This is a genomic window from Acaryochloris sp. 'Moss Beach' (assembly GCF_021497025.1).
GTDB lineage: Bacteria > Cyanobacteriota > Cyanobacteriia > Thermosynechococcales > Thermosynechococcaceae > Acaryochloris > Acaryochloris marina_A.
In genome coordinates this window covers 167,433-181,615 of the sequence record NZ_CP071719.1, presented here as the reverse complement: position 1 = coordinate 181,615, position 14,183 = coordinate 167,433, and the positions used below count along the sequence as shown (strand labels likewise).

General features: G+C 46.1%; 12 protein-coding genes and 1 pseudogene. 10 read left to right on the top strand and 3 right to left on the bottom strand.

What is annotated here, in order from left to right; translation table 11 throughout:
• The first annotated feature begins 93 nt into the window (after window positions 1-93).
• The 7 genes from HRE53_RS29375 to HRE53_RS29345 all read left to right on the top strand — a co-directional run bounded on the left by HRE53_RS29375 (window position 94) and on the right by HRE53_RS29345 (window position 7,404).
• Complete coding sequence (locus tag HRE53_RS29375) at window positions 94-2,160, top strand: ATP-binding protein (protein WP_235111792.1); 2,067 nt, start codon at window positions 94-96, stop codon at window positions 2,158-2,160.
• A gap of 49 nt (window positions 2,161-2,209) precedes the next feature.
• Complete coding sequence (locus HRE53_RS29370) at window positions 2,210-2,596, top strand: response regulator (RefSeq protein WP_235111791.1); 387 nt, start codon at window positions 2,210-2,212, stop codon at window positions 2,594-2,596.
• A gap of 417 nt (window positions 2,597-3,013) precedes the next feature.
• Window positions 3,014-3,412, top strand: a complete 399-nt coding sequence (locus tag HRE53_RS29365; RefSeq protein ID WP_235111790.1) for a hypothetical protein — start codon at window positions 3,014-3,016, stop codon at window positions 3,410-3,412.
• 144 nt (window positions 3,413-3,556) lie between these two features.
• Entirely contained in the window at window positions 3,557-4,237 is a 681-nt protein-coding gene (locus HRE53_RS35395; protein WP_396133476.1) for a hypothetical protein, read from the top strand.
• A gap of 845 nt (window positions 4,238-5,082) precedes the next feature.
• Window positions 5,083-5,832, top strand: a complete 750-nt coding sequence (istB, locus tag HRE53_RS29355) for an IS21-like element helper ATPase IstB (RefSeq protein ID WP_304518439.1) — start codon at window positions 5,083-5,085, stop codon at window positions 5,830-5,832.
• Between the two features lie 417 nt (window positions 5,833-6,249).
• Window positions 6,250-6,486, top strand: a complete 237-nt coding sequence (locus HRE53_RS29350; protein ID WP_235111789.1) for a putative dsRNA-binding protein — start codon at window positions 6,250-6,252, stop codon at window positions 6,484-6,486.
• Window positions 6,487-6,573: 87 nt separating this feature from the next.
• Window positions 6,574-7,404, top strand: a complete 831-nt coding sequence (locus tag HRE53_RS29345) for a prohibitin family protein (protein WP_212661524.1) — start codon at window positions 6,574-6,576, stop codon at window positions 7,402-7,404.
• 521 nt (window positions 7,405-7,925) lie between these two features.
• Here the strand turns inward: HRE53_RS29345 and HRE53_RS29335 are convergent.
• Window positions 7,926-8,800, bottom strand: a protein-coding gene (locus tag HRE53_RS29335) for an IS630 family transposase (RefSeq protein WP_212662369.1) whose coding sequence is annotated in 2 segments (ribosomal slippage) — window positions 7,926-8,468 and window positions 8,471-8,800 — 873 coding nt in all. Because the reading frame shifts where the segments join, the coding sequence is not laid out codon by codon here.
• A 74-nt stretch (window positions 8,801-8,874) separates the two neighbouring features.
• Between HRE53_RS29335 and HRE53_RS29330 the strand changes: the two are divergent.
• Window positions 8,875-10,020 (top strand): annotated as a pseudogene (locus HRE53_RS29330) (IS4 family transposase); the annotation flags it as partial.
• On the opposite strand, the gene HRE53_RS29325 reads toward HRE53_RS29330, so the two are convergent.
• Together HRE53_RS29325 and HRE53_RS29320 are read right to left on the bottom strand one after the other, a co-directional pair.
• The gene (locus HRE53_RS29325; RefSeq protein WP_255801563.1) at window positions 10,004-10,306 is read right to left on the bottom strand and encodes a CpXC domain-containing protein; all 303 of its coding nucleotides are present in this window, start codon (window positions 10,304-10,306) and stop codon (window positions 10,004-10,006) included. The pseudogene HRE53_RS29330 and the gene HRE53_RS29325 sit on opposite strands and share 17 nt — an antisense overlap.
• Window positions 10,307-10,478: 172 nt before the next feature.
• Window positions 10,479-10,778 carry a hypothetical protein gene (locus tag HRE53_RS29320; protein ID WP_235111785.1) on the bottom strand — a complete coding sequence of 100 codons (300 nt, stop codon included), beginning with the start codon at window positions 10,776-10,778 and terminating at the stop codon, window positions 10,479-10,481.
• 76 nt (window positions 10,779-10,854) lie between these two features.
• On the opposite strand from HRE53_RS29320, the gene HRE53_RS29315 reads away from it, so the two are divergent.
• Together HRE53_RS29315 and HRE53_RS29310 are read left to right on the top strand one after the other, a co-directional pair.
• Window positions 10,855-11,307: a hypothetical protein gene (locus HRE53_RS29315; RefSeq protein ID WP_235111784.1), complete on the top strand. Its 453-nt coding sequence runs from the start codon at window positions 10,855-10,857 to the stop codon at window positions 11,305-11,307.
• Window positions 11,308-11,649: 342 nt separating this feature from the next.
• Window positions 11,650-14,181: a tetratricopeptide repeat protein gene (locus HRE53_RS29310; protein ID WP_235111782.1), complete on the top strand. Its 2,532-nt coding sequence runs from the start codon at window positions 11,650-11,652 to the stop codon at window positions 14,179-14,181.
• The last annotated feature ends 2 nt before the right edge of the window (window positions 14,182-14,183 follow it).

The window sequence follows — 14,183 nt, the reverse complement described above, 5'->3', positions numbered from 1 at the left end:
AGCTCGCAATCTACTCAGCACCCCAAGTCCTATAATCCTCTTTAGGCATATGTCCAAGTCTCTCCCCAAGGTCTAAAAGCCTAAACATTTAAGATGGCAAATCAGCCTTTTGAGTTGATTGGATTACTCACTGTTAATGGAACTATTCTAGAGGTAAACCAATTAGCTCTAGATGCTATTGGTTTAGAGAAGACAAATATTCTCGGTCAATTTTTTGGGGAAGCACCTTGGTGGACACACTCACCAGACCTTCAAGAGCAGCTACAAGCATCTATCGCTCAAGTAGCTTTGGGACAAAGGATTCAGCAAGATGTCACCTATATCAGCCTATCAGGTATCTCCAACCCCTTTACACTGTCGATAAAACCCATTTTCTCAGAATCAGGCCAGGTTATCTTTCTATGGGTAGAAGGTTACATTATCAGAGATCAGGAGCCACAGATAAACCACCCCAATCTCAATCAGGAAATAGAGCCTGAGTTTCAATCCCGAACGAGGCACCTAGAAGAACAACTCGCCCGCAAGCAACTGCTCGCTAATATCACCCAAAATATCCGACAGTCTTTAGACTTTGACGAAATTTTATCCACAACTGTTACCGAAGTCCGTCAAGCTTTACAAGCAGATCGAGTACTTATCTTTCATCTCACCTCACAAGGATCTGGGATAGTCATAAAGGAATCTGTCGTGCCAGAATACCCGATGACATTGGAAATGATGTTTCTGGATGAATGTTTTCCGGATGAATGCTATGAGCATTACTGTCAGGGGAACCCTCGCATTGTTTTAGATGTGTTCAAAGATGAATGGGCTGACTGTCTAGCAGAGTTCATGGAGCAGGTTGGGGTCAAAACGAAAATTGTTGCGCCCATTGTGCAAATGGATGACAACCATTTGCCGCGGGTATGGGGTCTGTTAATTATCCATAGCTGTTCTTACTATCGTCAGTGGCAGACTAGTGATGCTGAACTACTTCAAGATATCAGCAATCAGTTGGCGATTGCTCTGAAGCAATCCGACAGTTACTCCCAGATCCTAAGCAGGGAAACACATCTGCGCAACGCCTTCGAGAATGCAGTGAATGGGATGGCTATGCTCACCATGAGCGGGCATTTCATGCAAGTTAACTCAGCCCTCTGCCAACTCTTAGGCTATTCCAAACCAGAACTACTCCAGCTAGACATTCAAGACCTTATCCAGCCACAAGAACTTGGTGATTATCTTAACTGCGTTCAACAGTTAATCACCAATCTGACATCTAATCTTCAGATTGAAAGTAAGTTACTCCACAAATTGGGTAAGACCCTATGGACCATTTGTAGTGGCTCCCTTGTTCGCGATTCTCAAGGGGAGCCACTCTATTTTGTTATACAGGTTGTAGATATTTCCGAACGTCGTGCTCTAGAGCAGATGAAAAATGAGTTTATCTCCAGTGTTAGCCATGAGCTGCGGACCCCGCTTGCCTCTATTCATGGCTCACTAGGATTATTAGCATCTGGGGTACTGAATGAACAGCCAGAAACAAGTAAACAGATGCTCGAAATTGCTGCTACTGAATCAGAACGTTTGGTTCGCCTGGTGAATGACATCTTAGATTTAGAACGTCTTGAATTACGCAAAATCATATTGCATCAGCAGTGGTGCAGTGCGGCATTACTGATGCAGAGAGTTGTTGAACTCCTAAGCCATACAGCGGATAACAAAGATATCTGCCTCGTCATTACACCGACCACCCATCAAGTCTGGGCGGATGAAGATCGTATCATTCAAGTTCTTGTGAATCTCGTTAGCAATGCGATTAAATTCTCAAGTTCTGGATCAACGATAGGGCTCAGTGTTCTAACGCAGAATGGCAATACGCTATTGCTATCACAGGGTAATCAACAAGCTTCTCTTGAAAGGGGTATTTCCGCTTCTTCACATGTCCTATTTCAGGTCAAAGATCATGGCAAGGGAATTTCGGCGGATAAATTGGAAATCATTTTTGATCGATTTCAACAAGTCAATGGTTCTGATTCCCGTGAGCAAGGAGGCACAGGTCTTGGCTTAGCTATCTGTCGAAATATCGTGCAGCAGCATGGCGGCACTATTTGGGCAGATAGCGAGTTAGGCCAAGGCAGTACCTTTTGCTTTACGCTCCCTGAACCAGAAAGCAGATAGTGCAAGGTTAGCAGCAGAAGGATTACTTACTTTAGGACAAGAAGATCTGATGTCAGAAAAACACATCCTCCTGATTGATGATGAAGCGTATATCAGAACGGTAGTAAAGACTTGTCTGGTTGCTTTTAGTAGGTATAAAGTGTCAATGGCTGAGTCTGGTCCAGAAGGATTATTCATAGCTAAACAAGAGCATCCAGATGCAATTTTACTGGATTATATGATGCCGGGGATGGACGGGATAATGCTTCTGCGAGAGTTGAGAAAGGATGCATCAACCCAATCCATGCCTGTGATCATGCTAACAGCAAGGGCAGAGCCCGCTGATCAATTGAAATACGCCGAATTGGATGTTTTCGGAGTAATTAGCAAGCCTTTTGAACCCCTAACGTTAACGACTCAGGTGGCTAAAATACTGGGTTGGGAATCATGCAATTAAATCGAAACTGTCAGCCTTGAGTAGCCAAAATTGAGGAATCACTGCCAGTCTGATAGGCTGATTGCTTACCCTAAGCCATGCTCTATCTATCTTTCATGGATTGTCTTCGTTGCTGATCTACCCGAGTTTCCTTTCTACAGCGTAAACCCCAATCTCAGTTATGCCATGTTTCGCTGTAAGCAATGTCGGCGGAACTGGTTGGCTGACAAAAGCTGTGCCACATAAAAGTCAAGCTGTATCCAGTAATGGCGTATAGTGATCGGCGGCATACTGTGGGAGCCAGCATCATAAGATTGGATATCACTCTAACCCTAGTGATGCTGTGAAAAAAACTCCCGTCTCTATGATTCCTTGAACCTCTGGCTGGGTCAAGGGTCATGCTGGAGCCATCGCTCTCATTTAACCATCTGCCTGTGGATGGTCTGCGCTTTGATTCAAACAGGCCAAGTGAATCTGCCCCAGTGGTTATCCTATATTCCCTGTCGAGGTCTGTATGCCCAAAGCAAACAACGACGAGTGCGTCGGTGGCTGGGTAACAGTCGCATCAATATTCATCGTTTATACAAACCGTTAATCCAATCGGCTCTGTCTCATTGGCAGCAGTCCACGATTTATCTGAGCTTGGATACCTCTTTGTTCTGGGATGAGTACTGCCTGATTTGGATTGCAGTGGTCTACCGGGATCGTGCCTTGCCATTAGCTTGGAGTGTCCTTGCCCATCCAAGTGCATCCGTTGCCTTTGATGCTTATGAGCATCTCCTTCTGATAGGCGACAATTGCATAGACCGAATACATGACCGCCTGACAATTACGTAGACCTCTCTAGAAATCAGGATCTCATTCTCAAAACACAAGAGATCTCAAATCAGTTCAGAGAGCATCTATACCTTTTCACTTTTTTATAACTCCATACAGGAAAGACACTAGGGTTTGTACACCTAAGACGATTAGGGACCTCTAGTGCCAGCTCCTATTAAACCTCAACAGGTACAGCTTTATATGAAAACAAAACAATCCGGCTCTTCCCAAGACACTGCAGCTGCCAAAGCAGGGATCTCAACCCGCACTGCCCGTCGTATTGATAGTGGCACCCATCGTCCCCAACGAGGCCGCCCTCATGACTGGAAAACCCGTGAAGATCCGCTGGATGGATTATGGGAATTAGAACTTGAGCCGATGTTAGAGCGTGAGCCTCGATTAGAAGCGACTACTCTATTTGAGACCTTACAAGAGGACCATCCTGGGCAATATGATGACAAGATCAGAACCGTGCAACGCCGAACCGCTAAATGGAAGGCAGCTCATGGCAAGCCCAAAGAAGTGATGTTCAAAATTCAACATCATCCTGGAGAGATGGGACAGTCAGACTTCACCCAGCTCAAAGGTTTCAGTGTGACGGTTCAGGGTGAAACCTTTCACCATATCTTGTATCACTATCGACTGAGTTATAGCGGCTGGCAGTACGTGCAGGTGATTCAAGGCGGAGAGAGTTTTATCGGCTTATCTCAAGGACTACAAAATGCCTTATCTGCCTGTGGTGGTGTGCCTAAGACCCACCGTACCGATAGTCTGAGTGCCGCCTATCGCAATACCGGCGGTCGTAACCCCCCAGCTGACTCAGTTGTATTCCACTCTGTGTGACCATTACCGGATGGAGCCGACCCGCAACAATCTGGGCGTCTCTCATGAGAATGGCGGCATCGAGAGCTCCCATGGCTATTTCAAGCGGCGATTATGCCAGGCCCTGTATCGTCGAGGCAGCTTTGACTTCGAATCCGTAGCTGAGTATCAACAGTTCATCGAGCAAGTCATCGCTAAGCTGAATGCCAAGTGTCAAAAGAAGTTTGCACTGGAGCTCCCCACATTACAACCTTTGCCCAAATATCGCACCCCTGATTATGAAATCCGCAGCGCTAAAGTCAGCTGCAACAGCACGATTGCCGTCCGCTGTGTCCTGTACACAGTCCCCTCTCGCTTAATTGGTCATCGGTTGAAACTGCACCTATACCATGACCGCCTTGTCGGTTTCTTAGGCACCACTCCCGTAGTGGAATTGGCGCGGGTCCATGTCCATGGCTCTGGGAAGAAGAGACGGGCTCGTAGTATCGATTACAAGCATGTGGCAGAAAGTCTCAGGAGAAAGCCCCATGCGTTTCTCTACTGCCAATGGCAAGCAGACTTACTGCCCAATCTTCAATGGCATCAGCTATGGGAATCCCTCAAAGCTGACTTTGAGCGGGACCAGGCTGCCCGTTTGATGACAGAAGCCCTCTACATTGCTGCAACTCAGGATCAAGAATCCCAGGTAGCTGACTATCTACAAACCCAACTGGAACAGTCCACCCTGACCTTGAGTAGATTAAAACAAGCCTTTGAGTTCAAGCTCTCGACTGAGCAATATCCTGACATCATTTCACAACAGCACGCTCTCTCCGACTATGACCAACTCCTCCAATGCAGCACCGGACAATCCATACGACAATTTGATGATGACGCTCAAGCAGCTCCGGTTAAGACATTTCCTCGACGAGTGGCAGAGCATCGAGCATCAAGCGACTCAGGAGAATTGGTCCTACGCCCAGTTTCTATTGGCTTTAGCCCAAGGGGAAGCCAGCCGTCGAGAACAGAATCGGATCTCCCGCGCGCTAACCGAAGCGCAGCTGCCCTACGGCAAGTCCTGGACCAATTTTGAGTTTGACCATATTCCCAGTCTCAATCCAGCAGCCATCATGGAGTTTTCCCAAACAACTCACTGGCTAGAGTCGGGCAGTAATATTTTGATATTTGGGCCAAGCGGAACAGGGAAAACACATGTCAGCTCTGCATTAGGGACTTCTATTGTTGAGTTGGGGAAACGGGTGAAGTTTGTCACGGCCACAGCGTTGGTGCAACAGCTGGAACTGGCAAAACTCCAACTGGAATTGCAGAGCCTGTTGTCTAAGCTCGACCGGTACGATCTGCTCATCATTGATGACCTCGGCTATATTCAAAAGTCTGATGTTGAAACCTCGGTCCTATTCGAACTGATTGCTCATCGCTATGAGCGAAAGAGCCTACTCATCACGGCTAATCAGCCTTTCAGCCAATGGGATAAGATCTTCCCCAACTCGATGATGACAGTGGCTGCTATTGATCGCTTAATTCACCATGCCACCATTTTCGAGATGCAGGCTGAGAGTTTTCGAAAACAAGCAGCTGCTAAAAACGCGGCCAATTCTCCAAAGACTTCTAGCTAATCCCAAGCGAGAATAAACCTCCTTTACCCCACCATCAATAGAGATGCTTACTCGAAAGCATCTCTATTGATGGTGGTTTTATTGATAATTGTCATTTGCTCTCTGTCGCGATGGTCTCCGACCGGCCTTCGGCCATCACCGAGGCAGAAGATCATCGATCTCAAGTACAAGTGACAAAGCTTCAAATCAAATCTCTAATAGCAGGAGGAAAATCAAAATACTTTCGGACTATGTAATTGACATTCGACATCCTTCTTCGGCCCAATTGAAGGGTCGCTGACACCAGCTGCAACGAAGCCTATAAGTTATATAGGGTAAGCTTTCTAGAGCTTAATATCTCTCAACACTTTTTAGCTCTCTGTAATAATTTAGATTCTGATCTAACGTATTTGCGTTGTTTCAGGACCCAAAAAGTGCTTGATTGCAGCTGGTGTCAGCAACCTTTCAATTGGGCCGATCGGTGAGTTGCAGGAGTTATGTCAGCGTCAGCAAATCTCTATGCCCGCTTATGAATTTGAGGATTTACCGGAAGGTTTTCGCTGCATAGTGCGGGCGATGGGCCTAGAGGGAGTTGGTGAGGGGCCGTCAAAGAAGCAGGCGAAGGTGGGGGCTGCGGTAAGGGTGTTGGAGAGCATTCGGAAGTCAAAATTATGAGCCATACGATAGTGGGTCGATCTTGAGCTGTTGAAGGATAGCTATACTTAAGGCGATGCAGTTGCCCATCTTCATAAGCACTTAACCTTGAATAAACAAAATCTGTCCAGCAGTAATTTAGTACCGCTTATTAGTGTGGCATTAGTCACTCTGGTTATTGGGTTGAGTAGTTTTTTTGTGATCAATCCCGGTCAAGCTGGAGTTGTCAGTATCTTAGGGAAAGCAAGGGATATCGGATTTTTGGAAGGGATTCACTTCAAGCCTCCGTTAATATCCACTGTAGATATCTATGACTTGACGGTGCAGAAGTTTGAAGTACCAGCACAAAGTTCAACCAAAGACCTGCAAGATTTGAATGCCCGTTTCGCGATCAATTTTCGGCTTGATCCGATTCAAGTGGTGGAAATTCGTAGAAAGCAAGGCACCTTAGAAAATATTGTAACCAAAATCATCGCCCCCCAAACCCAGGAATCCTTCAAAATTGCTGCATCAAGGAAAACCGTTGAAGAAGCGATTACCCAGAGAACGGAGCTGAAACAAGACTTTGATGATGTGTTAGGTGAACGGCTAGGTAAATACGGCATCATAGTTCTAGATACCAGCGTGGTTGATTTAGATTTCTCACCTGAATTTGCCAAGTCTGTCGAAGATAAGCAAATCGCTGAACAACGAGCAAAAAAGGCGGTTTATATCGCTCAAGAAGCAGAACAGGAAGCGCAGGCAGAAATTAACCGAGCTAAGGGGAAAGCAGAAGCACAAAGACTACTCGCTGAAACCTTAAAAGCTCAAGGTGGTGAGTTGGTGTTGCAAAAAGAAGCCATTCAAGCTTGGAGAGAGGGAGGGTCCCAAATGCCAAGAGTGTTAGTTAGTGGAGGAAAAGATCAATCTAGTATTCCCTTTCTTTTGAATACAAAGTAAATGAGGATTGTCACTACTCAATCTCAGCGGGAAAAATTTAATATTGTCAAGTAGCCTCGCTCAATATTATCGGAAGTTGCTTCCAGCGAACTCGCTTTAAGCCTTCCATAATCCAGTCATCATCACTAGTATCCAGAGTATCCATCAAATGTTGGACAAGTTGTTGAAGGCTACGGTGTACACACAAGTCTGAATTAGACTGTAGTGAAGCCGTATAGAGCATCCTCAAAGATATGGAAAATCCTATTCTGGTGCACGAAGAACTGATCAATGGAACTACCTTTGGAGACCTTCGTTTACTCAAAAGGGGGCTTCATTATTCGATGCCATTCATCACCATCAGAGCGTAAGCATCCGTCAAATCAGCCAAGGTCGCGCAGAGCAAGTGGGCTTCTATCGCTTCTTAGAGAATGAAAACGTGTCCATATCTGAGTTGGTCAAAAGCCTCTGTGACCACTGCCAGCAACAGGTCAAAGGACGACACGTTTTAGCCGTTAGTGATATAGCAGTCGCCACTCTAATTAGGACGCTAGGTACAACACATGTTCCATTGCTTCTCTAAGTGAACCGAAGTGCTCTAATTGGTGTCTAATTCGACTTTTAATCCAAGCCCACGACCGTTCAATCTTATTCAAATCAGGAGAATAGGGTGGCAAGTACCACACTTCACATCCTGCGGCTTCTACCAGTTGCTCAATTCGCCCTCCCTTATGGAAGGTGGCATTATCAATGACTAACTTCTGCCCCGGTTTGAGCATCGGTATCAAACAAGTCTCAAGCCAAATTTCAAATACGGTGCGATTGCAAGCCCCTTCAATCGTGAACGGGGCCATGAGCTGCTTTCCTCTCAAAGCTGCAATCATATTGACTCGTCCACTTCTGCTACCAGACTTTAAAGCATAGACCCGCTCACCTTTGGGACCATAGCCATAGTCATACTCATCTCGATTGTCCATCCCTGACTCGTCAGCATAGACGATATCGTCTGGGTCTACTGTTGTTAACTTTTGGACGAACTCAGCCCGTTTGTGCTCATCGCGTTGGCGGTAGCCATAGGTCTTTTTTTTCGAGTAAATCCAATATTCTTCAGCGCTCTTGAAATAGTACGCTCACTGATTTGCCCCTCCCACAACTCGGCCATCTGAGCTTGGGTTTTATAGCGATGTTCTTGAGCAAAAGCTCGAAACTTGTCCCAGTCTGTGATTTTGTGGCTATGGCCAAGGTGTTGTCTAGGGATGGGATGAAGATCACCTGTTTCTGCTTTGAGACGTTGCCATAGATTAATGGTGTTACGACTGATATGAAAGGTGTCACTCGCTTCTGAGGGAGGCATGCCATCAAGTTCAATAGCATCGATCACTTTGCAACGTAAATCGTAGCTGTAGATTTTAGGCATCCATTGAAAGACATAACAGTATCTCTAGTTTATTATGTCCTGAATAAAATGGCGCTTGCTATACAAGTGAGGTCAACTTACAATCTCATTCAGGACGCTTAAAGCTCGAAGAATTGGGTGTCGTCGGCAATGATCGCGATGTGGGCTTTTTCATACACCCGACCCTCGCCTTAGATGCAGGGACTGGTTTCCCGTTAGGATTGAGTGCACTTCAACTGTGGACTCGGGACCCGAATCGTCCAACAGTCAAAGATAGAGGAGGATATCAAAATCTGCCGATTGAGGAGAAAGAATCCTTCAAATGGTTAGCATCTGCTGAGCGAAGTCAACACTGTTTGAAGACAGGAGGGGCTAGCCTGGTCACTCATATCGGTGACCGAGAATCGGACTTGTATGAAGAGTGGGCAACGGTGCCTGATGCATTCAATCATCTCCTAGTCAGGGTTCGTCAAGACCGTCGTCTGCTAGGTCAATCCAAATCACTCTATGGATATCTCAAATCACAATGGGGGATTGGATTTACCACGATTACGATTGAGTACGAATCCCGTACTCAGCGGATGGCGAGAGATGCAAAGCTACTGATCCGCTGTGCTCCAGTCAAAATTCAACGACCTGAGCATTTAAAGGAATTGGACTATCCACCGAGTATTCAACTGTATGCCATCGAAGCGGAAGAACAGACAACGCCCAAAGGTCAGAAACCGATTTATTGGCGCTTATTGACCACTCACACGGTGGAATCCCTTGAGCAAGCGCTACAAATCCTGGAATGGTACAAATTCAGGTGGAGAATTGAGCGGCTTTTTGCCCAACTAAAAAAGACTGGTTTAGATCTTGAATCGACACAACTCGAATCAGGTGAAGCAATTCAGCGCCTCACCGTCTTAGCCTTATCTGTTGCGGTTGCGACATTGCAAATGGTGGAAGGACGAGACGAGCCACAATGGCCTGCATCTATCACTTTTACCGATGAACAGCAGCAATACCTGAAACAAATTGCCCCCACAGTCCAAGGTAAAACTACAAAGCTACAAAATCCTTATCCGATTAACTCCTTGGCCTGGGCAACTTGGATTGTTGCTCGCCTGGGTGGATGGAAGGGGTATCAGTCTCAAAGACCTCCAGGTACAGCAACGCTAACCCATGGCCTGAAACGGTTTGAGACGATGTTCTTTGCATGGGAAATAGCTCAAAATCGACTTATGTGTACACCGTAGGTTGTTGAAGGGTGTGAGTCTGATCTTCTTTTAGGGTGGTTTTCAAAGCTGGAGCAAATAACAAGGGCGGGTGTAGCTTTGATCGATAAATCAAAATGGGTTGATCGACTTTCTGTATGGATTTAGAGCAATTGGGACAAGGATGTGTCTGAAAACTGCCCTCAATTATGCTATGGATCGAGTCTGGTTGAGAACCCTGGTCCAAAATCAACCAGACATCAACTGTCACCATCTGGTTGCAATGAGGACAATGTACTTCAGTAGGTCTGGAATAAGAGTAGTCCACCAAACTCTCCTCAAATAGTGAGTATATTAACCATAAACAGATATGTTTATGGCAGTACCCAGTAGTTTGAGGTTAACTGAGGTAATAGGGTAAACGAGTATAACAATAGAAAAATTATCGTACCCTGGTTTCACTGGACCAGGGTACGATAGCTGAGTTTGCCTATCTACGATCAGGTCTTCTTGCGAGACTTCTGACCCTTGGTTGTATCTGAGTTCGTAGGGCCAACATTTTTACTGGGATCGTAGACATAGCACATGTTCTTTTTAGGTACTTTGTTCCAACGATTCTGATCAACACCTCGATACATAGTGGTTTTCATCCTTGCCCGCTCAGCTTGATGTTGCTCTGGGGTCAACTTACCAAACAATATCAAGCTCAAGTCATCGGTATGCATGACTTTACCAGGATTCTCCTGCAGGATCTGAGCAATGGCTTTAGTCTTGTTCATCTGGTCATAAGGCTTGTTCATCTTTAGAGGACTGGATGAAGACTGGCTCGGTTTTTTCTGATTCTTCTTTTTAGTCTCTGTCTGGGATGCAGCTTTTTTGGAGGCCGAAGACTGTTTCTGTGAAGACGAGTGTGAAGCTTTTGGAGCAACTATCTTGGGCTTTTCTTCAGCTTTGGGTTCTACCTTTTTAGTATCTTTTGGAGCTGATGCTGTTTTCTTAGATGCTGGAGATTTTCTCTTCCCAGATGAGGGTGAAGCTTTTTGGGCAACTTTCTTTGGAGTAGCTTCAGCTTTAGATTCTACTTTTCCCTTTGTCTTTGGAGTTGACGCTGGTTTCTTAGGAGTTGCAGATTTCTTCTTTGAAGCAGCTTTTGGAGCAGTTTTCTTGGGTTTAGATTCAGCTTTAGGCTCTACTGTGTCAGCAGCTTTTGAGTTTGACGCTTCTGATGGCATTGAGCCTGCTTCACCTTGCAGGATTGAAAGGATATCTGAGCCTAACAATGGATCTTCAATCAACGTATCTAGAGACGTGATTTTGGTCTTGAGTTGATTTATTTGAGCTTCAAGTTCAGCCAGTGTTTGTTGGTAGTGGGTCTTTAACTCAAGAAGTACTTCAGAATATTTGTTGTCAGTGGCCATAGGTTGTCGGAGATCAGTATAGTTTCAGCAAAGTGTAAGAATGCTATGAGTTAGCATTCCCAGAGTATGATTCACTTGATCTAATCATTAATGAGACTATCTTGGCGATTTTTGGAGCGTTTTGCCCCTCTCGGGCCGCTTTGATATCCAATATTAAGAAAAGGCCAATAAGTATCTACTGTATTGAGTTCACAATTATCCTGATAGAAGTTGGTTGGGGGGGGGGTTTCATTGTTGAACTGAGGGCAGGATTGTGGCCAAACGAAAAACCAAGCAACGTCAAAGGTCAGCGTCAACGAGCCCATCTTCCAAATTTGAGAAGCTAGAGAGGCAGCTGCAAACGCAAGTTCAACGTCAAAACTATCGCCAAGCCTTAGACAAGCTGAAGCAAATTCACCGTTCCTATCCCGAAGCACAGATTAGTCAGTCAGAATCCCAACTATGGCTGCTGCAGGGTCAGCAGGAATATGACCAAGGCGACTATTCTCAAGCTGAAGTTTCTTTGCGGAAGGCACTCACTCTTGGTCATGCTGGTGAGGGACATTATTGGCTAGCCAAATGCCTTTTAGCCTCAGATCAGATAGAGGCTGCATTAGCCCTTATTCAGAAAGCCTTTGAGGAGAAAGTATTACCTAAAAACTATGCAGGGTGCTATTTGAAACTCTTATTCCTCAATGAGGATATTGAAGCAATTCAAGACCTGATCACCCATCAATCCAAACGGTTCTATGCTGCTCAATTGCATTGGGCCAGAGGGGTGTTAGCCTTAGCTGCTGAAGATCCTCAAAAAGCGATCACCTCTTTCAAGAAAATGGATCGCAGAGCCGTAACTCCGGGAGATAATCAGTCCGTTTGGATTGCCTACACCCAGCAGCAGTTAGGTCACTGGGAAATCTCAGAGAGTATCTTAGGACTGAAGCCGTATTCTCCCTTCAGTGCCCTACGATTCAATTCAGGTATAACTCCTCAGCACCCCGCCCTTGAACGACTTGCCATCAGGCAAGCGTTAGATCAACAACAATCCCTTCTCCCTTTAATTGAGCGAGATGGTAACCTTCATTCGGATCGGTCCTTAGCCATTGTCCTTGAAGCCCTCTATCTGATTGACCAATCTGACTACCATGAAGCTGCCCATCTAATTCAGCGATTGCCACAACCCTGCTTAGACTATCCTGATGTCGATATTCTTAGACGACCACTATTGCTGCTAGCAGGGGAACAAGCCCTCCAGAATCGTCAACCCCAATGTACGATCACCTTTTGGGAAGATCTGATTGAATCAGACCCCTTTGACCCCAAATTAGCCCTAAAGCTCCATCTGGTCTATCAAGAGACTGAACGCTTCCCTCAACGTCAGCGTCTACTCAGTCGCCTCTTAGATTGGGTTAAGACCACTGCCCGAGCAGACTCCCAAGCTTGGCCCGAAACTCGTACTCAACCCATACTGGCGAAACTTTATTGCTGGCAGACGGATTTATGGATGGAGATGGGGAATTCCAAACAGGGGATACGAACGCTGAAACAAGCTGAACAGATGTCTCCCACATCTGCAGAGGTCATGGGTCGCCAAGGCTTAATGGCATTTGCGAAGAATCAACTCGACCAAGCTATTCCTTTGCTAACGAAAGCCTTAAGTGAGGGATGTACCTATGGCGATGTCTATTTTGCCCTGATTGAATCCCTCGAAGAACAAGGAGAAGCCCAAGCCATTCGCGAAGCCCGTCAACAGTTTGGTAAACCCTTTGGGGATCTAGAGATCGAGCCAGAGCTAGGCATTCCCTGGTGGCAAGAAGCCCTGTCCACCCAAAATTATCGGGTCTTTGCCCAGCTCGTGATGTCCAGAGAAGCCAGTCAAGACCCCGCATTGCAAGCCTGCCAGATTTTTGTGGAATCCGTTGAGGACGAACCCAACGCTGCGGGTCGGGTCACATTAGTCCAATCATCCGCTACCCCAAAATGGGCTCGTTTGTTAAAAACATCATCCCCTCAAGAGCAGATTCAGCCCCTGCAAGCGATTTTTCTTAGTCTTAAGCTCTTTGCCAAGCGACTCAAAGGGATTGCTGCCTTGGAGAGCCAGTATTTGCAGCAACACTTTGCCCTAGGCGAGCAGTATCCAGAAGTACAAGAGGCTCATCTTGTTCTCCTAGTTGTCAAAGGATTAGCTGCAGAACGCTTACATATGGCCCTTCAACTCTATCTAAATCAGTCCCCCCAACCTGGAACAGCCTTAGCCCGTATCCAGCTGCAAGCTCGGTACTATACCCAAACAGACGTCCTCCGTCCTCTGATTGACACGGCCCTCAGCCAAGACGCCCAGAATCCTCAATTACTCCTAGCGAAAGCGACGACCTTTGACATTGAGAGTCAAGCTTACCAAAACTGGCATGAGCAAGGGTTTGAACTGGCTCGACGGTTACAAGATGCTCCGGCACTGCAAGCCTATCGTGCCGAAGAAGCTTTTCAGTCAGGGATGATGGCCCAAGCCGTCTTTCCCGACTTGACCAATTTCAGTGAATCCGGCGAAATAGACCTGACAGATATGATGCGTAAGATGGCGCAGCAAATGTTTGGCTCAGAAATTCCACCCGAACTCTTGGAAAGGATGTTGCCAGAATTAGTAGATCGGATGATGGATGATCTCCCTGATTTTGGGGATGAAGATGATGATTACTTCTTTGAGCCAGATCCCCTGAATGCAGGCTTACCCTTTGGTCGGTCGCGCTCCAAGAGCAAGCCGAAAAAAAACAAAACGTGGATTTCAATTCTAAGAACTTGGCGAGGATAACC

What these genes read in the sequence shown, in the direction of transcription:
- HRE53_RS29370 (WP_235111791.1), top strand. Translation starts at nt 2,210, where the DNA reads ATGTCAGAAAAACACATCCTCCTGATTGATGATGAAGCGTATATCAGA.
- HRE53_RS29365 (WP_235111790.1), top strand. Translation starts at nt 3,014, where the DNA reads ATGGTCTGCGCTTTGATTCAAACAGGCCAAGTGAATCTGCCCCAGTGG.
- istB (WP_304518439.1), top strand. Translation starts at nt 5,083, where the DNA reads ATGATGACGCTCAAGCAGCTCCGGTTAAGACATTTCCTCGACGAGTGG.
- HRE53_RS29320 (WP_235111785.1), bottom strand. Translation starts at nt 10,778, where the DNA reads ATGAACAAGCCTTATGACCAGATGAACAAGACTAAAGCCATTGCTCAG.
- HRE53_RS29375 (WP_235111792.1), top strand. Translation starts at nt 94, where the DNA reads ATGGCAAATCAGCCTTTTGAGTTGATTGGATTACTCACTGTTAATGGA.